Origin of the sequence: Subtercola lobariae (assembly GCF_014640255.1) — a bacterium.
In the GTDB taxonomy this organism is placed as follows: domain Bacteria; phylum Actinomycetota; class Actinomycetes; order Actinomycetales; family Microbacteriaceae; genus Subtercola; species Subtercola lobariae.
This window is the reverse complement of sequence record NZ_BMGP01000005.1, coordinates 58918-78965: the sequence shown is the minus strand read 5'-3', so window position 1 is coordinate 78965 and position 20048 is coordinate 58918. Positions and strand designations below refer to the sequence as shown.

Annotated in this window: 21 protein-coding genes; 8 read left to right on the top strand and 13 right to left on the bottom strand. The window is 63.5% G+C overall.

Annotated elements, in window-relative coordinates; all coding sequences use genetic code 11:
• The first annotated feature begins 58 nt into the window (after positions 1-58).
• Positions 59-1783, top strand: a complete 1725-nt coding sequence (gene treS / locus IEX24_RS13505; protein ID WP_188679142.1) for a maltose alpha-D-glucosyltransferase — start codon at positions 59-61, stop codon at positions 1781-1783.
• 82 nt (positions 1784-1865) lie between these two features.
• On the top strand, positions 1866-2777 hold the full coding sequence (locus IEX24_RS13500) for an exonuclease domain-containing protein (RefSeq protein ID WP_307821438.1): 912 nt from the start codon (positions 1866-1868) through the stop codon (positions 2775-2777).
• Positions 2778-2987: 210 nt separating this feature from the next.
• On the opposite strand, the gene IEX24_RS13495 is transcribed toward IEX24_RS13500, so the two are convergent.
• From IEX24_RS13495 to glgA, 3 genes are all read right to left on the bottom strand, one after another.
• Positions 2988-3239: a type B 50S ribosomal protein L31 gene (locus IEX24_RS13495; protein ID WP_188679140.1), complete on the bottom strand. Its 252-nt coding sequence runs from the start codon at positions 3237-3239 to the stop codon at positions 2988-2990.
• 126 nt (positions 3240-3365) lie between these two features.
• Entirely contained in the window at positions 3366-4151 is a 786-nt protein-coding gene (locus tag IEX24_RS13490; protein WP_188679139.1) for an ABC transporter ATP-binding protein, read from the bottom strand.
• A gap of 107 nt (positions 4152-4258) precedes the next feature.
• Positions 4259-5440: a glycogen synthase gene (gene glgA, locus IEX24_RS13485; RefSeq protein ID WP_188679632.1), complete on the bottom strand. Its 1182-nt coding sequence runs from the start codon at positions 5438-5440 to the stop codon at positions 4259-4261.
• A 75-nt stretch (positions 5441-5515) separates the two neighbouring features.
• Here glgA and IEX24_RS13480 point away from each other — a divergent pair, with 75 nt between their 5' ends.
• On the top strand, positions 5516-6760 hold the full coding sequence (locus IEX24_RS13480) for a glucose-1-phosphate adenylyltransferase (RefSeq protein ID WP_188679138.1): 1245 nt from the start codon (positions 5516-5518) through the stop codon (positions 6758-6760).
• Positions 6757-7401, top strand: coding sequence for a phosphoserine phosphatase SerB (serB, locus tag IEX24_RS13475; RefSeq protein ID WP_188679137.1), 645 nt, complete (start codon positions 6757-6759; stop codon positions 7399-7401). The genes IEX24_RS13480 and serB overlap by 4 nt, the downstream gene beginning before the upstream one ends.
• A gap of 98 nt (positions 7402-7499) precedes the next feature.
• Here serB and fabG read toward each other — a convergent pair whose 3' ends face one another.
• Positions 7500-8219, bottom strand: a complete 720-nt coding sequence (gene fabG, locus IEX24_RS13470; RefSeq protein ID WP_188679136.1) for a 3-oxoacyl-ACP reductase FabG — start codon at positions 8217-8219, stop codon at positions 7500-7502.
• Positions 8220-8335: 116 nt separating this feature from the next.
• On the opposite strand from fabG, the gene IEX24_RS13465 reads away from it, so the two are divergent.
• From IEX24_RS13465 to IEX24_RS13450, 4 genes are all read left to right on the top strand, one after another.
• Positions 8336-8647 carry a DUF3099 domain-containing protein gene (locus IEX24_RS13465; RefSeq protein ID WP_188679135.1) on the top strand — a complete coding sequence of 104 codons (312 nt, stop codon included), beginning with the start codon at positions 8336-8338 and terminating at the stop codon, positions 8645-8647.
• Positions 8644-8985 (top strand): hypothetical protein, encoded by a 342-nt coding sequence (locus IEX24_RS20060; protein WP_372435721.1) that lies wholly within the window; start codon positions 8644-8646, stop codon positions 8983-8985. The genes IEX24_RS13465 and IEX24_RS20060 overlap by 4 nt, the downstream gene beginning before the upstream one ends.
• Before the next feature lie 97 nt (positions 8986-9082).
• Positions 9083-9622, top strand: a complete 540-nt coding sequence (locus tag IEX24_RS13455; protein WP_188679134.1) for an RNA polymerase sigma factor — start codon at positions 9083-9085, stop codon at positions 9620-9622.
• Between the two features lie 11 nt (positions 9623-9633).
• Positions 9634-11055, top strand: a complete 1422-nt coding sequence (locus IEX24_RS13450) for a hypothetical protein (protein WP_188679133.1) — start codon at positions 9634-9636, stop codon at positions 11053-11055.
• A gap of 6 nt (positions 11056-11061) precedes the next feature.
• Here the strand turns inward: IEX24_RS13450 and IEX24_RS13445 are convergent, their stop codons facing one another.
• The 9 genes from IEX24_RS13445 to IEX24_RS13405 form a co-directional block, all read right to left on the bottom strand.
• Positions 11062-12660 carry an ABC-F family ATP-binding cassette domain-containing protein gene (locus IEX24_RS13445; RefSeq protein ID WP_188679132.1) on the bottom strand — a complete coding sequence of 533 codons (1599 nt, stop codon included), beginning with the start codon at positions 12658-12660 and terminating at the stop codon, positions 11062-11064.
• Between the two features lie 205 nt (positions 12661-12865).
• Positions 12866-13195, bottom strand: coding sequence for a metal-sulfur cluster assembly factor (locus IEX24_RS13440; protein ID WP_188679131.1), 330 nt, complete (start codon positions 13193-13195; stop codon positions 12866-12868).
• Between the two features lie 19 nt (positions 13196-13214).
• Positions 13215-14063, bottom strand: a complete 849-nt coding sequence (gene sufC, locus IEX24_RS13435; protein ID WP_188679130.1) for a Fe-S cluster assembly ATPase SufC — start codon at positions 14061-14063, stop codon at positions 13215-13217.
• Between the two features lie 3 nt (positions 14064-14066).
• Positions 14067-14396, bottom strand: a complete 330-nt coding sequence (locus IEX24_RS13430) for a non-heme iron oxygenase ferredoxin subunit (RefSeq protein ID WP_188679129.1) — start codon at positions 14394-14396, stop codon at positions 14067-14069.
• A complete protein-coding gene (sufD, locus tag IEX24_RS13425; protein WP_188679128.1) occupies positions 14396-15727 on the bottom strand; it encodes a Fe-S cluster assembly protein SufD in 1332 nt (443 codons plus the stop codon). The genes IEX24_RS13430 and sufD overlap by 1 nt, the downstream gene beginning before the upstream one ends.
• A complete protein-coding gene (gene sufB / locus IEX24_RS13420) occupies positions 15727-17145 on the bottom strand; it encodes a Fe-S cluster assembly protein SufB (RefSeq protein ID WP_188679127.1) in 1419 nt (472 codons plus the stop codon). Before sufB ends, sufD begins: the two co-directional genes overlap by 1 nt.
• A gap of 48 nt (positions 17146-17193) precedes the next feature.
• Entirely contained in the window at positions 17194-18174 is a 981-nt protein-coding gene (locus IEX24_RS13415) for a COX15/CtaA family protein (protein WP_188679126.1), read from the bottom strand.
• A gap of 70 nt (positions 18175-18244) precedes the next feature.
• Entirely contained in the window at positions 18245-18850 is a 606-nt protein-coding gene (locus IEX24_RS13410) for a hypothetical protein (protein WP_188679125.1), read from the bottom strand.
• 140 nt (positions 18851-18990) lie between these two features.
• Positions 18991-19911, bottom strand: a complete 921-nt coding sequence (locus IEX24_RS13405; protein ID WP_188679124.1) for a heme o synthase — start codon at positions 19909-19911, stop codon at positions 18991-18993.
• Between the last annotated feature and the right edge of the window lie 137 nt (positions 19912-20048).

The window sequence follows — 20048 nt, the reverse complement described above, 5'->3', positions numbered from 1 at the left end:
GTCTATCGTGAAGGAGGGCGCTGCCGGCCCCTTTTTCGTGTATCAGGGAAGGTTTGCTGTGAGCTTCACTGCCCCCATTCAATTGCCCGGATTGACCCTCGACCCGCAGTGGTTTCGCCGCTCGGTGTTCTACGAGGTCATGATCAGGTCATTCGTGGATAGCAACGGCGATGGGGCGGGTGACCTCGCCGGGCTGGTCTCGAAGCTCGACTACCTGCAGTGGCTCGGCATCGACGGGCTATGGCTGCCGCCGTTCTTCGACTCGCCCCTGCGCGACGGCGGCTACGACATCTCTGACTACCGCGCGATTCTGCCCGAGTTCGGCTCGATCGACGAGTTTCGCGACCTGGTGACGAAGGCGCACGAGCGCAACATGCGAATCGTGATCGACCTGCCGCTGAACCACACCTCAGACGCGCACGAGTGGTTTCAGCAGTCCCGGTCAGACCCCGACGGACCATACGGTGACTTCTATGTGTGGAGCGACACCGACAAGAAGTACGAAGACATCCGTGTCATCTTCGTCGATACCGAGGAGTCGAACTGGACGTTCGATCCGGTGCGCCGGCAGTTCTTCTGGCACCGCTTCTTCTCGCACCAGCCCGACCTGAACTTCGAGAACCCCGCGGTGCACGAGGCGATGTTCGAGATCGTGCGGTTCTGGCTCGATCTCGGCGTCGATGGGTTCAGGCTCGACGCCATTCCCTACCTCTACGAATCTGAGGAGGGCAACGGCGAGGGCGAGCCCAAGACACACGAGTTCGTCGCCAAGCTGCGCAAGATGGTCGACCGCGAGTACCCGGGCCGCATCATGATCGCCGAAGCGAACCAGTGGCCACGCGAGGTGGCGGCGTTCTTCGGCACCGAAGACGAGCCCGAATGCCACATGGCCTTCGACTTTCCGGTGATGCCGCGCATCTTCTACTCGTTGCGATCGCAGACCGCGGGCGAGCTCATCCGGGTGCTCTCTGAGGTCACCGACATACCCGAAGGCGCCGGCTGGGGGGTGTTTTTGCGCAACCACGACGAGCTCACGCTCGAAATGGTGTCAGAAGAATACCGGCAGGCCATGTACGGCTGGTACGCCTATGACCCGCGGATGCGCGCGAACATCGGCATCAGGCGACGGCTGGCTCCTCTGCTCGACAACTCGCGTGCCGAGCTCGAGCTCGCTCACGCGTTGTTGTTCTCACTCTCGGGGTCGCCGTTCTTGTATTACGGCGACGAGATCGGCATGGGCGACAACATCTGGTTGCCCGACCGAGACTCGTCGCGCACGCCGATGCAGTGGACCCCAGACCGCAATGCCGGCTTCTCCACCGCCGACCCGGGCAAGCTGTTCTTGCCCGTGGTGCAGTCTCTCGTCTACAACTACTCGCTCGTGAACGTCGAATCGCAGCTGGCGCAATCACGCTCCATGCTGCACTGGGTGCGCAACGTGATTCACGTGCGCAAAGCTCACCCGGCGTTCGGGCTCGGCGACCTCAAGGTGATGTCGACCAACCACGAGTCGGTGCTGGCTTTCGTGCGGTCGTATGCCGGGTCATCCACGCAGTGGGGCGATGCGCCCGAGCGAATTCTGTGCGTGTTCAGTTTCGCCCACAACCCGGTTTCGGTGACCATCGATCTCAGCGAATTCGCCGGTCGGCGGCTGAGCGACCTGTTCGGTGGAGGGGAATTCCCCACCGTCGGCGACGACGGCTCGGTGACGCTCACACTCGCCACCCAGAGCTTCTACTGGCTGAAAATCGGCCAGCCGGCGGCCGAAGAAGAGGTCTACTGAGCAGCTCGTGTTTTTCGACTGGATGCGTACTCGCCGGGCGGGCCGCCACGCAATGTCGGTACCTCGCTCTAGTGTGAATTTCGTGGAACCAACAGAGCAGCTCGTGCAACCAACCCTGTTCGACATCGAGCCGGGAGAGGTCTTGCCGCTGGTTCAGCCGCACGGGCGACACGTGGTGGCTGAGCCTGCTGCCGCGCCGTATGTTCCGCTGGCTCGGCCTGCGCGATCGGGCGGCCCGACGACGGTCAACGCCCGCTCAGAAGCATCGCCCGCGCGCTCATCGGTGGCCGTGCTCGAAGCGCCTGCCGGCCCCGCGTGGGCGCATCGGCTCGTGGTGTTCGACCTCGAGACCACCGGAATCGATGTGGAGACGAGCCGCATCGTCACCGCGAATGTGAGCGTCATCGACCACCTGGGCGACACCCTGTCGCGGCTCGACTGGATGGCCAACCCGGGCATCCCGATACCGGAGCAGGCTTCTGCGGTGCACGGGGTCAGCACCGAACGTGCCGTCGCTGAAGGTCGAGTGGCTGCAGACGTCATCGCCGAGATAGTGGATGCTCTGACCGCAGCCCTCGACGACGGCCTGTCGCTCGTGATCTACAACGCCCCCTATGACCTCACGCTACTCGACCGCGAGGCCCGCCGTTACGGCATCATTCCCCTGCGCGAGCCGTTGCCGGTTGTCGATCCCCTCGTCATCGACAAGGCGCTCGACCGTTACCGCAAAGGAAAGCGCACCCTCGAGGCCGCCGCGCTGCACTACGAAGTCGAACTGCTCGACGCGCACGACGCCGGCGCCGACGCCATCGCGGCCGGCCGGGTCGCTCAGTCGCTCGCCCGGCGCTACGAGGCCGAACTCGACATCACGCAGCACCAGCTGCACCACGCACAGGTAGCCTGGGCCCGCGAGCAGGCCGCCTCGTTCGAAGACTACATGCGCCGCACCAAAGACCCCACCTTCACCGCCCGCGCCGGCTGGCCCATCTGCTGACGCACCGCCCCAGCGGCAGACACCGCCTCGTCGCGTGCTGCGTGCTTCGCGCCGGCCCCACACCGCATTCGTGAGCCCGCTACGACGGGTTGAGCCCGTTACAGCGGTCTCAAGTTGGCCTAGCGGGCTCACATGCGCCACATTGCGACTCACTCGAGCACGCAAGAAAGGCGGGTCGACCGAAGTCGCCCGCCTATCGCGAAGCTGGTGCTACTTGCCGAAACCCTTGTAGCGGCTGTTGAACTTCTCGACGCGACCGGCGGAGTCGAGGATGCGCTGCTTGCCCGTGTAGAACGGGTGCGACTCGCTCGAGATCTCGACGTCGATGACGGGGTACGTGTTGCCGTCTTCCCACTCGATCGTCTTCTGGCTCGTCACAGTGGAGCGAGTGAGGAAGGTTGCGCCCGAAGCCAGGTCGCGGAAAACGACGGGCAGGTAATCGGGGTGAGTGTCGGTCTTCATGAAGGGAATCCTTGATGCTACTTGGGGGTTTTGGGTGAAAGTTTTGGCGCGTGGGCCAGCTGAAGAGTCTATCAGACGTTGCAGCCGATCACGAAGGCGCGCGGAACGAGCGCACGCAGACGAAAGTTACGACGCGGCGCGAGCCGCGTATCGGCCATCGGCCTCGGTGAGCACGATCGGCAGCCCGAAGGTCTTCTCGAGATTTTCGGCGGTCAGGGCATCCTGAAGCGGCCCCGCAGCCACGATGGCGGCGTTCGCAATCAGCAGCACGTGGGTGAACCCGCGCGGAATCTCTTCGACGTGGTGCGTCACCATGACGATGGCGGGCGCCGCCGGAGCAGACGCATACCCGCCGAGCAACTGCAGCAGCTCTTCGCGGGCGCCGAGGTCGAGTGAGGCGGCCGGCTCGTCGAGCAGCAGCAGTTCGGGGTCTGTCATCACCGAACGGGCGATCTGCACGCGCTTCTGCTCGCCATCGCTGAGCGAGCCGAACAGGCGCTTCTCGAGGTGATCGAGACGCCATTCGGCTAGCACCCGCTGCGCGCGGCGCAGGTCGATCTCGTCGTACTGCTCGTTCCAGCGGCCGGTGACCGAATACGCCGCGGTCAGCACGACGTTCAGCACAGTCTCGTCGGCGGGAAACCGCTTCGCCATGGCCGACGACGCAAACCCGACCCGCGGGCGCAACTCGAACACGTCGACGCGGCCCATGCGCGAGTCGAGAATCTGCGCGGTGCCGCTGGTGGGGTGCACCATGGCCGAAGCGAGGTTCAGCAGCGTGGTCTTACCGGCGCCATTGGGGCCGAGAATGACCCACCGCTGGTCGGCTTCGACCGTCCAGTTGAGCTGATCAAGGATGCGGTTACCATTACGGACGACCGACACGTCTTCAAGGTCAAGAACTGTGGGCATACCCTCAAGCCTAGCTGGCGACAGAGGCCGTTCCGGTCACTCGAGGCGAGTGGATGCACGCCGAACGACACGCCGCCGAACACCGAACGACGCCCCCTGCGCCCGACTCAGATCAGGCTGCGGTAGATGCGTTCCGTCTCTTCGGCAATCTGCTTCCAGCTGAACGTCGACTCGGCCCGCAGTCGGCCCGCAGCGCCCATCTGCCGCGCGGAATCAGGGTCGGCCACCACATCGCGCAGCGCGCCCGCAAGATCGTGCACGAAGCGCTCAGGGTCGATCGGCGTACCCGTGCCGTCGGTCACCTGATCGATCGGCACCAGCCGCCCGGTGACGCCGTCGTCAACGACCTCAGGGATGCCGCCGGTTGCGGTTCCGACGACCGGCAGCCCGCACGCCATCGCCTCGAGGTTCACGATACCGAGCGGCTCGTATACCGATGGGCAGACGAACACCGTTCCACTCGAGAGCACCGCAGAGAGCTCGTGCTGGCTGAGCAGCTCGGGAATCCAGATCACCCCGGTTCGCTGCTCTTGCAGAGCGCGCACCCCCGCAGTGACCTCGTCGAGAATCTCGGGAGTATCGGGGGCCCCTGCGCACAAGATCAGCTGAACATCCGGTGGCAATTGAGCAGCCGCACGCAAGAGGTAGGGCAGGCCCTTCTGGCGGGTGATGCGCCCCACGAAGACAACGGATGGCCGGGCCTTGTCGATGCCGAATCGGGCGAGCACCTCGTCGTCGACGACCGGCTTCCACTTCTCGAGGTCGATGCCGTTGTAGACCACGCTGACGCGGTCTTCGGAGATGGAAGGATATGACCGCAGAATGTCGTTGCGCATGCCGCCGCTCACGGCGATGACGGAGTCGGCCGACTCGAACGCGTTCTTCTCGATCCACGACGAGAGGCGGTACCCGCCGCCGAGCTGCTCGGCCTTCCACGGGCGCAGGGGCTCGAGCGAGTGCGCGGTCACCACATGCGGAATGCCGTGCAGCATCGACCCGAGCTGACCCGCCGCGTTCGCGTACCAGGTGTGCGAGTGCACCACGTCGGCTCCCCCGACGTCGTTCGCGATCTGCAGGTCGACGCCCAGCGTCGTGAGCGTCGGGTTCGCGCCGGCCAGCTCGGTCGGCGGCAGATAGGAGAACACCCCCGGCTCGTCTCGCGGCTGGCCGAAGGCGCGCACAATGACGTCGATATTGACCCGCAGGGCCTTCACGAGTTCGGCGACATGCACCCCCGCTCCGCCATAGACCTCGGGTGGGTATTCTCTAGAAATCACATCGACGCGCACAACCATGAACGTAGTACCTCTGAACCTGAACGTCGAGGCCCATCGGGGGTCAGGCGCAGCGCCTATTGTTGAGACATGGCTGCATCAAAGAAGATTTTCGGCATCGTTCTCGCTGGTGGCGAAGGTAAGAGGCTCATGCCTCTCACCGCAGACCGAGCGAAGCCCGGTGTTCCGTTCGGGGGCGGTTACCGCCTCATCGACTTCGCGCTCTCGAATCTCATCAATTCGGGGCTGACGAAGATCGTCGTGCTGACGCAGTACAAGTCGCACAGCCTCGACCGGCACATCTCGCAGACCTGGCGGCTGAGCGGCCTGCTCGACTCGTATGTGGCATCTGTGCCGGCCCAGCAGCGACTCGGCAAGCGCTGGTTCAGCGGCTCGGCCGATGCCATTCTGCAGAGCCTCAACCTCATTCGCGACGAGAAGCCCGACATCGTGGTGGTGGTCGGTGCCGACCACGTCTACCGCATGGATTTCGCCCAAATGGTGCAGGCGCACATCGACTCCGGTCTGCCCGCGACGGTCGCGGCCATCCGCCAGCCGATGGAGCTCTCAGACCAGTTCGGCATCATTCAGACCGACCCCGAGAACCCCGCGCTCATCGCTGAATTTCTCGAGAAGCCGAAAACCGCCGTGGGAATCGCCGATTCACCGCACGAGGTGCTGGCTTCGATGGGCAACTACGTCTTCGACGCAGACTCCCTGATCGAGGCCGTCATTCGTGACGGCGAGAAGCCCGACTCGAATCACGACATGGGCGGTGACATCATTCCCGACTTCGTGTCGCGCGGCCAGGCCGGCGTGTACGACCTCTCGAACAACGAGGTGCCCGGGGCCACCGATCGCGACCGGTACTACTGGCGCGATGTGGGTACCATCGAGTCGTTCTACGACGCCCACCAAGACCTCATTTCGGCGCTGCCGGTGTTCAACCTCTACAACAGCGCCTGGCCCATCTACACGCAGCAGCTCAACTCGCCGCCGGCGAAGTTCGTTCGCGACGCGAAAGGCAACAGCGGAACCACCATCGAGTCGATCGTCTCGCTCGGCTGCCTGATCTCGGGTGCGCGCATCGAGCGCAGTGTGCTCGGCCCCTGGGTGACCATCGAGTCGAGCGCCCTGGTTCAAGACTCTGTGCTGTTCGACCGCGTTCACATCTACCCAGACGCCGTCGTGCGCCGCGCTATTCTGGATAAGAACGTGGTCGTCTCTGCCGGCGCCATGATCGGAATCGACCACGCGCGCGACCGTGAACGTGGTTTCACTGTGACCGACACGGGCATCACCGTGGTCGGCAAGGGAGTAACCGTAGAACCATGATTCACCCTCGTTTTCTGGTCGTGCTCGATGTCGATTCGACACTGATCGAAAACGAAGTCATAGAGATGCTTGCCGAATGCGCAGGCAGCCTTTCGCACGTGGCTGAGATCACCGAGCGAGCCATGTCGGGCGAGCTCGATTTCGAGCAGAGCCTGCGCGCTCGCGTTGCCACGCTGGCCGGCCTCCCGACCTCGTGCTTCGCTGAAGTCGCGGCGGGCATCCGCGTCACCCAGGGCGTGCCCGAACTCGTGGCCGGCTTGCATGCCACCGGTAGCCGCATCGGCGTCGTCTCGGGGGGTTTTCACGAGTTGCTGGATGCCCTTGCCGAAGATCTCGAACTCGATCACTGGCACGCCAACCGTCTCGACGTGACCGACGGAAAACTCACCGGCAGAGTGCGTGGGCCGATCGTGGATGCTCAGGCGAAAGCCGACGCGCTCGTGGAGTGGGCCAGGGTCGCCGCCGTGCCGCTGGCCCAGACGGTCGCGGTCGGCGACGGCGCCAACGACCTGCTCATGATGCAGGAGGCGGGCCTCGCCGTGGCGTTCAACGCGCGGCCCGTGGTGCGACAGCAAGCGCACGTCGCGATCGACACCCACGATCTCTCCCAGCTGCTCCCCCTGCTCGGCCTGCGCGGCTGAGCGTCGCTTGGGTGAGCCCGTTACAACGAATTGCGGCCGCTATACCGGGCTGTATTCGGCGTAACGGGCTCATAAACGACGATGGGTGCGCAGAGCGGCTAGTGGCCCATGCCGAGGCCGCCGTCGACGGGGATGATCGCGCCCGAGATGTACGCGGCGTCGTCGGAGGCGACCCAGGCGACGACCTTGGCGACCTCGGCGGGCGTAGCGAAGCGGCCCGCGGGAATGGACTTCTTGTAATCGGCGAGCTGAGCATCCGGCAGCTCGGCGGTCATGTCGGTCTCGATGAGCCCGGGCGCGACGACGTTCGCCGTGATGTTTCGTGAGCCGAGTTCGCGCGTGAGCGAGCGGGCCATGCCCACGAGGCCGGCCTTCGAGGCCGAATAGTTGACTTGACCGGCGGCGCCCAGCAGACCCGACACGCTCGAAATGAAGATGATGCGGCCGAATCGCGCCTTGAGCATGCCCTTCGATGCGCGTTTCACCACGCGCCAGGCGCCCGTGAGGTTGGCGTCGATGACCTCAGTGAAGTCGTCTTCGCTCATGCGAAGCAGAAGAGTGTCGCGCGTGATGCCGGCGTTCGCCACGACCACTTCGATCGGGCCGAGTGCCGCTTCGACCTCGGTGAATGCGGCGTCGATGGATGCTGCGTCGGTGACATCAGCTCGCACGGTGAGCGCGCCCTCGGGGCCCTCGCCCGAACGGGCCGTCACTGCCACGCGGTGGCCCTGGGCGACGAACTCTTCCGCCAGGGCGTAGCCGATGCCGCGGTTGCCCCCCGTTATGAGAACGGTGCGGGGCGTGGGGGGTGTGGTCATGGGTGAGTCCTTTTTTCACGTTCGTCAACCCGTTCGTTTCATGGGCCGCATACCAGCATAGGAGACCCGCGGGAAGCGTAGGCTTAGCGCATAACCCCATTCGAAGTGGTCGTCAGATGAAGCATGAGCAGCAGTCGATAACGTCTCTTCCGCAGTCCCCGCTTGAAGAGCGTCATTCGCGCATGGTCAAATACTCCATCGCCATGGGTATTCGGCTGCTCTGCCTCGCGGCGCTGCTGTTCGTGCACGGCTGGTGGATCATTCTGCTGGGCGTTGCGGCCGTGGTTCTGCCGTGGTTTGCGGTGGTCATCGCGAACACGGGTGCAAACACTCCGGGCACCATGAACGGCCCTGGCGGTCAGATCGTTCCGGCAGGCCAAGTGACTCCGCAGTCGGGTCAGCGCGAATACGGCGGTCGCCCCGAGTGAGCGTCGGCTCGTCGCAGCCGGTGATTGCGCCGGTGCCGTTAGGGCCGCCGGTGCGCACGGCGCCCGCTGGTATCGGGGTTTCGGCCGGTCTTGGGCCGTCGTCGGCGAGCCTCGGGCTGTCGCCGTTAGGCGCACAACCCGGCCCGCGAGAGTGCTCACGAGCGGGCTGCCGCGCCTCGGCCACCCATTCGATCGGCTGGCGCAATCCGCGCATCCACTCAGCCGACCGCGTCAAAGTCTGGGTCGCCTGCGACGAGCACACCGACTTCTTGCGTGAGTTTCTCTTGGCCCGCGACTTTCCTGTGACAGTCTCGATGCTGCAGCCCGAAACGGAATGAAATAAACTCAGATAAGTCTGAGTGAAGTGTTGCAACGGATGCTCATCCGGACATTTCTCTAGTGAGGCCCCATCTCGGGCCAGAGAAATGAGGCCTGATGAAGTCACCCCCCGATTCGCCGGTTGCCGCATTCACGGCCATGTACGGTGCGCACTACGCCGATGTGCTGAGGTTTGTGCGTCGCCGCGCGCATCCACTGAACGTCGATGATGTGGTCAGCGAAACGTTTACGGCCGCGTGGTTGCGGCGCGCGTCGCTGCCAGACGTTCCGCTGCCATGGCTGTACCGCACCGCCCGAAACGTCATGCTGAACTCTGCCCGGGGTACAGGCCGACAGCAGGCGTTGGCCGTGCGTCTGGCCGCCTTCGCGCGGGTCGATGCGAGGGCCGATGTCGATGATGTCGAATCCATCGAACGGCGTCTCGACCTGCGCGCGGCCTTCGCCGCCCTACGCACCACCGACCAGGAGGTGCTCGCCCTTGACGCGTGGGAAGACCTCGACTCCCGAGCCGCAGCCGCCGTGATCGGATGCTCGCGCGCCACCTACTCGATGCGCCTCACCCGTGCCCGCCGTCGTTTGGCCGCGCTGCTCGCACCGTCGCCGGCCGACGCGCCACCCCTTCAACTCTCCCGTTAGGACACCCCTTCATGTTGCCCCACCCCTCCCCCCTCACCGACGAGCTGCGCCACCTCGACCCGGCACCCCCGACCGAACTCAGCGCTGCCGAGCTCGACCGTCAAGCTCTCGCGTTCGAGCAGATCATCGCCACGCGGCCCAGTGCGGCACCGCGAGTTCGTCAGACGAGATCACGACGTCGACTAGTCATCTCGGTCGCCGGAGCAGCGGTCGTTCTGTGCGCGACTCTCGTGGCGAGCGCGCTTGCTTTTGGTTCGGGCGCGTCGGTGAATTCCTACGCGTTGCCCGCTCATGGTTTGCTGTCGAGCTGGACTCCCACATCGCTACCGGCATCGGTTACTCCGACAGAGGTTCAGGCCTGCGCAGATCGGCTCGGCTTTGCTCCGAATGGCGACGTTCCGACGGTTCTGAGCAGCGACAAGCGCGGAGACTTCACCTCGGTATTTCTCGAACAGGGCGACTCTGATGGGTACTGCGTGCTCGCGGGCGGCGCGGTCGAGAACTCCATCAACTTCGAGGGGCTGAAGGCGCATCCGCTTACAGACCCGAACTCGGCCGAAATCAGTGTCGAACAAGGTGGCGAGTGGATGTACGTGGTGTCAGGCCACGCCGGCGCGAACGTATCGACGCTCGCCGTCAAAAACCCCGACACGGGGCAAGACGTCACTGCCGCCGTGGCGAAGGGGGTGTGGTCTGCATGGTGGCCCGTCGGGCCAGACTCACGGGCATGGAAGGAGGGGTCGCAGGGTGAGGATTACGACAATGCCATCTCTATCTCGTACACAACGAGTGACGGCCAGCACCATCAATCGAGTGAGATGTCTGACACCGACGACAGCGTTCGGGATGCACCCCTGCCGGATGAATCCGAACCTGTGCTCGGTTCGTTGGCCGGGTGGTCTGCCGCATCTGAGGCCACCGTTGCTTCCACCGCAGATGTCGACTCCTGTGTATCCGCCAGTGGAGGCAGTGCGAGCGACGCGCTTTCGACTGTGATCGCCGAGACCCGAGGCTCGTACGAATCGTTGCTCGTAAAGCGAGCCAATGCCGAGGTGTATTGCGTACTCAAAGCTGGTCGGGTTCAATGGTCGCACGATGTCGGATACCCTGCGACAGATTCCGTCGCTACAGATACCGCTTCGCTCACTCAAATGAACGGACTCGACCGCATCGATTCGGCGAACCGCGTTTCCGAGGCGCAGGGCGACGCCGCTCCGGGCGTCACCGCGGTGACTCTTCATCTCGCTGGCGGCAACGATGTTCAGGCGTCGGTCCAGAACGGCGAGTGGATGGCCTGGTGGCCCGAAGTCGAGCCGGCAACTCTCGGCGGGCCTACCTCCGACCCGACTGATGCGTCAGTTGCGCCGATTCCAGCCGGGCCTCCGGCGATCTCGTGGACCACGGCCGACGGCGTCATGCACGACGACCAGTAGTCGGCGCTAGGCGAGCTCGATGAGGTCTTGGTACTCCTTGTTCCAGTGGTCTTCGGTGCCGTCGGGGAGGATGAGCACGCGCTCGGGGTTCAGGGCCATGACGGCGCCCTCGTCGTGGGAGACCAAGACCACTGCTCCGGCGTAGTTGGCCAGGGCATCCAGAATCTCTTCGCGAGAGGCGGGGTCGAGGTTGTTCGTGGGTTCGTCGAGCAGCAGTACGTTGGCGCCTGAGACGACGATCATCGCGAGGGCGAGTCGGGTCTTCTCTCCACCGGAGAGAACTCCGGCGAGCTTGTGTGAGTCGTCGCCCGTGAAGAGGAACGAGCCGAGCACGCGCCGCGCCTCGGTTTCGGTGAGGTTCGGCGACGATGAGACCATGTTCTGCAGCACGGTGCGCTTCACGTCGATGGTCTCATGCTCTTGGGCGTAGTAGCCGATGCGCAGGCCGAAACCGGGCTCGACCTGGCCGGTGTCGGGGTCGTCGATGCCGGCCAGAATGCGCAGCAGGGTCGTCTTGCCGGCGCCGTTGAAGCCGAGGATGACGACCTTCGATCCGCGGTCGATGGCGAGGTCTACGGCCGTGAAGATCTCGAGCGAGCCGTAGCTCTTCGACAGGTCACTCGCCATCAGGGGCGTGCGACCGCAGGCGACGGGATCGGGAAAACGCAGCTTGGCCACGCGATCGACCACGCGAGTCTCATCGAGGCCCGAGAGCATCTTCTCGGCGCGACGCACCATCTGGTGGGCGGCGGCGGCCTTCGAAGCCTTTGCGCCGAAGCGGGCGGCCTGCATCTGCAGCACGCCGGCCTTCTTCTCCACGTTGACGCGCTCTTTCTTGCGACGCTCTTCGTCGGAGGCGCGCTGGCGAAGGTAGTTCTTCCAGCCCATGTTGTAGATGTCGATGACCGTGCGGTTTGCGTCGAGGTAAAAGACGCGGTTGACGGTCTCTTCGACGAGCGCGACATCGTGGCTGATCACGATCAGTCCGCCCTGAAAGTTCTTCAGAAACTCGCGTAACCAGACCACGGAGTCGGCGTCGAGGTGGTTGGTCGGTTCGTCGAGCAGCATGGTGTCCGCTCCTGAGAAGAGGATGCGCGCGAGTTCGATGCGGCGACGCTGCCCACCTGAGAGCGTCGAGAGCGGCTGGTCGAGAATGTGGTCGGGCAGGCTCAGGTTTGAGGCGATCGAGGCCGCTTCGGCCTCTGCCGAGTAACCGCCGAGGGCATTGAAACGATCATCCAAGTTGCCGTATTTCTTCATGGCCTTCTCGACGACCGCAGGGTCGCCCGATGCCATGTCGAGCTGCGCCTGCTGCATCTGCAGTACGATCTGGCCGAGGTCTCGGGCATCGAGGATGCGCGTACGGGCGAGGTCTTCGGGGTTGCCCGAGCGCGGGTCTTGCGGCAGGTAGCCGATCTGGCCCGAGATGTCGATGCGACCGCCGTCGGGCTTCAGCTCGCCCGCAAGAGTTTTCGTGAGGGTCGTCTTGCCGGCGCCGTTGCGCCCCACCAGACCGATTTTGTCGCCCGCGGAAACGCGAAAATTCACGTCTTCCATCAGCACGCGGGCGCCGACTCGCAGCTCAAGGTCATGCACACTGAGCACAGGAGTAGTCCAATTCTTTCGTCGCACTGTTGCGACAAGGGGGTGGTGGGGAGTCACCCCAGTATAAATCGTCAGCGAGAGAAGCAGTTTCGGTCGAGAGAAGCTGTTGCGCGGGCTTCTCTCGACGGAAACTGCTTCTCTCGTTCACGACGCGTGCAATCGAGATACGGCTGCCGGCATGTTGCCGCCGCCGAGGCCGATAGGGTCAGATCGAGAAGCCGAGCGCCCGCATCATGTCGCGACCGTCGTCGGTGATCTTGTCGGGGCCCCACGGCGGCATCCAGACCCAGTTGATGAGAAACGAGTCGACGATGCCGTCGAGCGCCTCAGCGGTCTGCTCTTCGAGCACGTCGGTCAGCGGGCATCCGGCGCTGGTGAGCGTCATGCTGATGATCAGGGCGTCGTTCTCGTCGTCCCAGCCGAGGTCGTAGATGAGCCCGAGGTCGACGACGTTGATGCCGAGCTCCGGGTCCATGACATCTTTGAGCGCCTCTTCGACCTGGTCGAACTTGGCGGGCGCGAGTGTGGAGACCATGTCTTAATCCTACGCGCGATCAGGCGTTGACGGCGGGTGAGCCCGCAGCAACGGCAGCGACACCGGATGCCGCGTCAGCAGCCTCGGCCGAAGCGATCGCCGCTGCGGCAGCAGCACTGGCCTTCACGTACTCGTCGTAGCCCTCGTTCTCGAGTTGCACGGCGAGCTCGGGGCCGCCCGATTCGGCGACCTGGCCGGCCACGAACACGTGTACGAAGTCGGGCGTGATGTAGCGGAGGATCCGGTTGTAGTGTGTGATGAGCAGCACACCGAGGTCGGTGTTCGACTTCGCGCGGTTGACGCCCTCAGACACGATCTTCAGCGCGTCGACGTCGAGGCCCGAGTCGGTCTCGTCGAGAACGGCGAACTTGGGCTTCAGCAGCTCGAGCTGAAGAATCTCGTTGCGCTTCTTCTCGCCGCCCGAAAAGCCCTCGTTGACGTTGCGCTCGGCGAACGTCGAATCCATACGCAGGGCGGTCATCGACGACTTGACGTCTTTGATCCAGGTGCGAATGGGCGGCGCAGAGCCGTCGATGGCGGTCTTCGCGGTACGCAAAAAGTTTGTGACCGTAACACCGGGAATCTCGACGGGGTACTGCATCGCCAAGAACAGCCCGGCCCGGGCACGAGCATCCACTGAAAGCGTGGTCATTTCTTCGCCGTCGAGCAGAATCGATCCGCTTGTGACGTGATACTTCGGATGCCCGGCAATCGCATAGGCGAGTGTCGACTTACCCGAGCCGTTCGGCCCCATGATGGCGTGCGTCTCGCCCTGCTTGATGACGAGATTCACGCCGCGCAGAATCTGCTTGGCTCCCTGCTCGGTATCGACGCTGACGTGCAGGTCTTTAATTTCTAAGGTTGACATGGTCTAAGCAATCTCTTTTGTAAGTGTCGGGTCAATGTAAATGTCGCCGTCGACGATGCTGAGTTCGTAGACAGGAACCGGCTCGTAGGCCGGGAGGGTCAGGGGCTTGCCGGTGAGCAGCGAGAATTTCGAGCCGTGGGCCCAGCATTCGAGGGTGTCGTCTTCAACAAAACCTTCGGCAAGCGAAATGTCGCCGTGCGTGCAGGTGTCGCCGATGGCGTAGCAGGCGCCTGAGGAGTCTTTGACGAGCGCGATGGCAACGCCGTCGATCTCGACGCGCAACGCCTCGTTCTCGTTGAGCTCGTCGAGCGCGCAGATGCGTACTGCGGCCATTATGCGGTCACCGTGGCATCCGTGTCGTCAGCGATCGCGTCGCTGGCCGCGGCCGGGGCGGCCCCGGCGGCAGCGATCATCAGCTCGGCCTCGACGGCGCGGCTGAGTCGCTCTTCAACCGCCTCAGAGCCGATCTGCTGGATGATCTCAGCCAAGAACCCACGCACGACCAAGCGGCGCGCCTCTTCTTCGCTGATGCCGCGCGATTGCAGGTAGAACAGCTGCTCGTCATCGAAGCGACCGGTCGATGAAGCATGCCCAGCGCCGAGGATGTTGCCCGTCTCGATCTCGAGGTTCGGAATCGAGTCGGCGCGGGTGCCCTCGCTCAGAACCAGGTTGCGGTTCTCTTCGTAGCTGTCGGTGCCGTTCGCGCTCTGCCGAATGAGCACATCGCCCACCCAGACCGAGTGCGCGCCCTCGCCTTGCAGCGCGCCCTTGTACTTGACGCGCGAACGCGAGTTCTCGGCTTCGTGGTCGATGTACACGCGCTGCTCGAGATGCTGGCCGGAATCGGCGAAATAGAGCCCGTACGCTTCGGTGTTCGAACCTTGGCCCGACAAGTGGATGCTCGGGTTCACCCGAACGACCGACCCGCCGAGCGACACCACGATGTGGCGGAGGCTGGCATCGCGGCCGACCTGAGCGAAGTGGCTGGCGAGGTGCACGGCCGAGTCATTCCACTCTTGAACGCTGACCACGGTGAGGTGCGCGCCTTCACGTACGACGATCTCGACGTTCTCGGTGATGCGGGCGTCGCCGGAATTCTCCAGGATCACCAGCCCGCGACTGTTCGGTTCGGCGGTAATCACGGTGTGGGCGGCACGGGCGGTGTCGCTGCCGAGGCCAGAGCGCTTCACGATGAACTCGGTGGGAGTCTCGCCCGTCACGTCGATGGCCAGAGCCTTATCGAAGGCAGACCAGGCGTTGGCGCTGGCCTTTTCTTCGGGCAGCCCAGCGCTCGATACGCGCTCATCGGTGCGCGAAACCCAGCTCAGCGAGTAGCCGTCGACCGCTTCGGCCGTCGGTTCGACGACAGTGCCGTCGAGGTCACCCGAAATGAGGTCGGCGACCAGCTTGATCGGCGTGAGCTTCCACTCGATCTCGTGGCCGCTCGGCTCATCGAAATCGCCGACGTTCGCCGACGTGAACCGCTCAGAGCGCGTCTGAACCGGAATCTCTTGCCACGCGCCGTCGGTGTGGCTCTTCGAGCCGACCGGTGCGCCGCGGTGGCCACCAGAAGTGGCGGGCGGGGTCGCGAATGCCGCAGCGGCGGCGGCCGAGACCGACTCGCTTTCGGGCGCAGTCGTATTCGTTGATGCTGGGGAGGTCATTAACCTACTGACCCTTCCATGCCCATTTCGATGAGCTTGTTGAGTTCGAGAGCGTATTCCATCGGCAGTTCCCGAGCGATGGGCTCGATGAACCCGCGCACGATCATCGCCATGGCCTCGTCTTCGGGCAGCCCGCGGCTCATCAGGTAGAAGAGCTGCTCTTCGCTGACACGCGAAACGGTTGCTTCGTGACCGAGCTGTACATCATCCACTCGAATATCGATGGCGGGGTAGGTGTCAGACCGCGACTGTGTGTCGACGAGCAACGCGTCACAGCGCACCGTGTTCGCCGAGTGGTGAGCATTTTCTGCGACTCGAACCTCACCGCGGTAACCGGCGCGACCGCCGCCACGGGCAATGGACTTCGAGACGATCGACGATTGCGTGTACGGCGCCATGTGGATCATCTTGGCGCCGGCGTCTTGGTGCTGACCAGGGCCTGCGAAGGCGACCGAGAGCGTCTCACCCTTGGCGTGCTCGCCGACCAGGTAGATCGACGGGTACTTCATGGTGACCTTCGAGCCGATGTTGCCGTCGATCCACTCCATGGTCGCGCCCTCGTGCGCGATAGCGCGCTTGGTGACCAGGTTGTAGACGTTGTTCGACCAGTTCTGAATCGTGGTGTACCGAACGCGAGCGTTCTTCTTCACGATGATCTCGACGACGGCCGAGTGCAGTGAGTCGCTCTTGTAGATGGGAGCCGTGCATCCCTCGATGTAGTGCACGTACGAGCCCTCGTCGGCGATGATCAGCGTGCGCTCGAACTGGCCCATGTTCTCGGTGTTGATGCGAAAGTAGGCCTGCAGCGGAATCTCGACGTGCACGTTCTTCGGCACATAGACGAACGAGCCCCCCGACCAGACGGCGGTGTTCAGCGCGGCGAACTTGTTGTCGCCCGAGGGGATGACCGTGCCGAAGTACTCGTCGAAGAATTCCGGATGCTCGCGCAGCGCCGTATCGGTGTCCATGAAGATGACCCCCTGAGCTTCGAGGTCTTCGCGAATGGTGTGGTAAACCACCTCAGACTCGTATTGCGCTGCCACACCGGAAACGAGGCGCTGGCGCTCCGCCTCGGGGATGCCGAGCTTCTCGTAGGTGTTCTTGATGTCGTCGGGCAGGTCTTCCCAGGTCTGGGCCTGCTTCTCGGTCGAACGAACGAAGTACTTAATGTTGTCGAAATCGATGCCGGAAAGGTCTGCTCCCCACGTCGGCATCGGTTTGCGCTCGAAGATCTGGAGGGCCTTGAGGCGGTTCTTGAGCATCCATTCGGGTTCGCTCTTCAGCGTCGAGATGCCTCGCACAACGTCAGGCGAAATGCCGCGCTGCGCGGTCGCTCCTGCGGCGTCTGAGTCGGACCACCCGAACTCGTACACCCCGAGGTTCTGCAATTCTGGCCGGTCGATGAGTACGTCTGTCATGACTTTCTCCCTTCCTTGTCTCCAGCTTCAACGAAACCGGCAACCTTTTTATTCTACCGGGGCCGAGATTGTCTCCGGTCGATACTCCGTAACCTCTGAGGTAACGGTTTGGTCGACGGCGAACAGCCTCGGGTTCACGTCGAGCAGCACGCGCAGCGCTCCCACCCACACCAGGGCCGCACCGAGCAGATGCAGCGCCACGAGTGCTTCGGGCAGGCCCGTCAATGACTGAACGAGGCCGAGGGAGGCCTGCGCTATCACCACCACGATGAAGGTCAAGGTGCGGCGGCGGGCGAGCCGGGCATCCGGAACCCGCAGCAGCACCGCGTAGAGAACGATACCGAGCACGAGCGTCAGTGAACCGAGAATGCCGTGCAGAATCGTGATGTCGCCCCAGTTGAACTGCATGCGCGGCACATCGGCCGAATCGCCCGAGTGCGGGCCGGTGCCCGAGACGAGCGTGCCTACCAGAATCAGCACGATGGTCACCGCGACGACCGCAACGCTCAGCACGCGGGCGGCAGACGGCAGCTGTACGGCCGCAGACTGCCCCCGGTGCGCCCGATGCCAGGTGAGCGTCGTCGTTGTAAGCAGCGCGATGGCCATGATGAAGTGAAAGGCCACCATGTAGGGGTTCAGCGCGACGAGCACGGTGATTCCGCCGGCGATGGCGTTGCCGATGACCAGCCAGAACTGCGACCAGGCCAGGCGTGTCATGGCTCGCACGCGAGGCTTCTGCAGTCGGGCGGCGATGATGACCCAGGCGACGGCCGCGATCAGCACGCTGGTGAGCGCGCGGTTGGTGAACTCGATGAGGCCGTGGATGCCCAGGGCCGGCGTCGTCGTCAGCGACCCCGTTTCACAGGCGGGCCACGTGGGGCAGCCGAGCCCCGAGCCGGTGACCCGCACGATGCCGCCGCTCAGCACGATGAAAATGCTGACCACAAGTGCGGCGGTGGTTGCCCAGCGCAGCGCGCGGGGGCTGATGGTCCACCGATCTGCCGCCCACGAGAGAGGGGTCTTGTGCATCTACGTCCGTTCGATCTCGTGTTACTGACAACACGAGTGTAACCTCGCACGGAAAGACCGCGGTCGAATCTCAGTCTTGAGAGATAGTCAGCGCAGCAAAAGGGTTAGTCGTCGTGCTGTCGATCGTGAGAGTGCTCGGGTCGAAAACTTCTCCCGGAGGCGCGACGAGGTTGTAGACACCGAGCGGCAATCCGGTCATTTGGTTCAGGGTGGCGTTCGTGCCTGCCAAGTGTGCGCTCGCGAGATCATCGGAGTACGGCTGGAGGTCAACGGTGAGACCCTGGTCGACTATCCATGAGCCACGGTGCTTGACAACTGTGATCTGATCAGAGTGCACGATCGCGTTCAGCTCGAAGGACACATCCCATGCCGCACCGAGACCACCGTTCACACTGGTGAAATAGCCAGGACCGCTGTAGTTGCCCTCACCATCTCCCCAAGAGTCTTGTTCTGTTATGTGAGCGTCAGTCATGCGTTGGGCCTGGGCATACGCAGCGACCACGTCGGGGTCGACATTGTCGTCAGCCAGAGTTGCGGCACCGGTCAAATCCCCCGAACTCAGATCACTCAGATATTGGGAGGCCACACTTCGCCCCATGTCTCCCAAACCAGCAGAAACTATAGTGACGACCACGACGGCGATTGCGACCACGGGTGCGACGACTGCAACAACCATCAAGATCACCACAAGTCGCCTGGTACTCTTTTTCCATGATATCATTGAGCAATTATCACCTAATGAGTCAGAGATGACAAGTTACAAGGCGCGACCGACGTCGATCGATCAGGCCCCCGACCTAGGAACTGGGCCTGCCCTTAGAACGGGAGAAGCGGATCGATCGCGATCGCCAAGAAGAGAATGGTCAGGTAGGTGATGGAGGCGTGGAAGACGCGCATCGGCCGAACATCGCCGTGGCTGATCGCCGTGTTATAGAGGAGGTGCGTCTCGAAGATGAACCAGCCGCCTGAGGCGACGGCGGCAACGCTGTAGACGATGCCCATCGAGGCCACCGGAATCAGCAGCAGCGAGCACGCGACGGTCGCCCAGGCGTAGAGGATGGTCTGCAGCCCCACCACGGCTTGACCGCGAGTGACGCCGAGCATCGGCACGCCCACCGATTTGTAGTCTTCGCTGTAACGCATCGAGAGCGGCCAGTAGTGCGGGGGCGTCCACAAGAAAATCACGCCGAAGAGCACCCACGCGGGCCAGTCGAGCGAGTTGGTGACGGCAGCCCAGCCGATGAGCACCGGCATGCAGCCGGCGATGCCGCCCCAGATGATGTTCTGCGACGTGTGGCGCTTCAAGATGATGGTGTAAACCACCGCGTACAAGAAGATGGCGATGACCGAGAGCACCGCGGTGTAGAGGTTCACGAACGCGGCAAACCAGAGCACCGAGACGATAGAGAGTACCCAAGCGAAGACGAGGCCTTCGCGATCGCTCAGTTCGCCTGTGACGAGCGGCCGTGACTTCGTGCGGTTCATCACGCGGTCGATGTCGCGGTCGATGTAGCAGTTGAACGCGCCTGCTCCCCCGGCGCTCAGCGCACCGCCGACCAGCGTGGCGAAGACCAGCCAGAGGTTCGGAATGCCATTCTGCGCCAAGATCATCACCGGAACGGTGGTGACCAGCAACAACTCCATGACGCGAGGTTTCGTCAGAGAGACGTACGCCTTGACCTTCTGACCCGCGCCGATGCGTGGGCGGGCGGTGCGGCCTTCTACAGCTACGTCCATTGCTCCTCTAACTGCTTCTGACATACCTCGCTCTACCTTACTTTACAGAGCGTAGAAGTCGGAGACGAGCAGGCGGTGGCACCCCTGCAACTTCTATACTGGATGAAGGGTGGGAATACACCTTCGGCTCGATGGTG

What these genes read in the sequence shown, in the direction of transcription:
- IEX24_RS13440 (WP_188679131.1), bottom strand. Translation starts at nt 13,195, where the DNA reads ATGGTCTCCACACTCGCGCCCGCCAAGTTCGACCAGGTCGAAGAGGCG.
- IEX24_RS13490 (WP_188679139.1), bottom strand. Translation starts at nt 4,151, where the DNA reads ATGCCCACAGTTCTTGACCTTGAAGACGTGTCGGTCGTCCGTAATGGT.
- IEX24_RS13450 (WP_188679133.1), top strand. Translation starts at nt 9,634, where the DNA reads ATGTTGCCCCACCCCTCCCCCCTCACCGACGAGCTGCGCCACCTCGAC.
- IEX24_RS13415 (WP_188679126.1), bottom strand. Translation starts at nt 18,174, where the DNA reads ATGCACAAGACCCCTCTCTCGTGGGCGGCAGATCGGTGGACCATCAGC.
- serB (WP_188679137.1), top strand. Translation starts at nt 6,757, where the DNA reads ATGATTCACCCTCGTTTTCTGGTCGTGCTCGATGTCGATTCGACACTG.
- IEX24_RS13405 (WP_188679124.1), bottom strand. Translation starts at nt 19,911, where the DNA reads ATGGACGTAGCTGTAGAAGGCCGCACCGCCCGCCCACGCATCGGCGCG.
- IEX24_RS13495 (WP_188679140.1), bottom strand. Translation starts at nt 3,239, where the DNA reads ATGAAGACCGACACTCACCCCGATTACCTGCCCGTCGTTTTCCGCGAC.
- fabG (WP_188679136.1), bottom strand. Translation starts at nt 8,219, where the DNA reads ATGACCACACCCCCCACGCCCCGCACCGTTCTCATAACGGGGGGCAAC.
- IEX24_RS13410 (WP_188679125.1), bottom strand. Translation starts at nt 18,850, where the DNA reads ATGGTTGTTGCAGTCGTCGCACCCGTGGTCGCAATCGCCGTCGTGGTC.
- sufD (WP_188679128.1), bottom strand. Translation starts at nt 15,727, where the DNA reads ATGACCTCCCCAGCATCAACGAATACGACTGCGCCCGAAAGCGAGTCG.
- IEX24_RS13455 (WP_188679134.1), top strand. Translation starts at nt 9,083, where the DNA reads ATGAAGTCACCCCCCGATTCGCCGGTTGCCGCATTCACGGCCATGTAC.
- IEX24_RS13465 (WP_188679135.1), top strand. Translation starts at nt 8,336, where the DNA reads ATGAAGCATGAGCAGCAGTCGATAACGTCTCTTCCGCAGTCCCCGCTT.
- sufC (WP_188679130.1), bottom strand. Translation starts at nt 14,063, where the DNA reads ATGTCAACCTTAGAAATTAAAGACCTGCACGTCAGCGTCGATACCGAG.
- IEX24_RS13430 (WP_188679129.1), bottom strand. Translation starts at nt 14,396, where the DNA reads ATGGCCGCAGTACGCATCTGCGCGCTCGACGAGCTCAACGAGAACGAG.
- sufB (WP_188679127.1), bottom strand. Translation starts at nt 17,145, where the DNA reads ATGACAGACGTACTCATCGACCGGCCAGAATTGCAGAACCTCGGGGTG.
- IEX24_RS13480 (WP_188679138.1), top strand. Translation starts at nt 5,516, where the DNA reads ATGGCTGCATCAAAGAAGATTTTCGGCATCGTTCTCGCTGGTGGCGAA.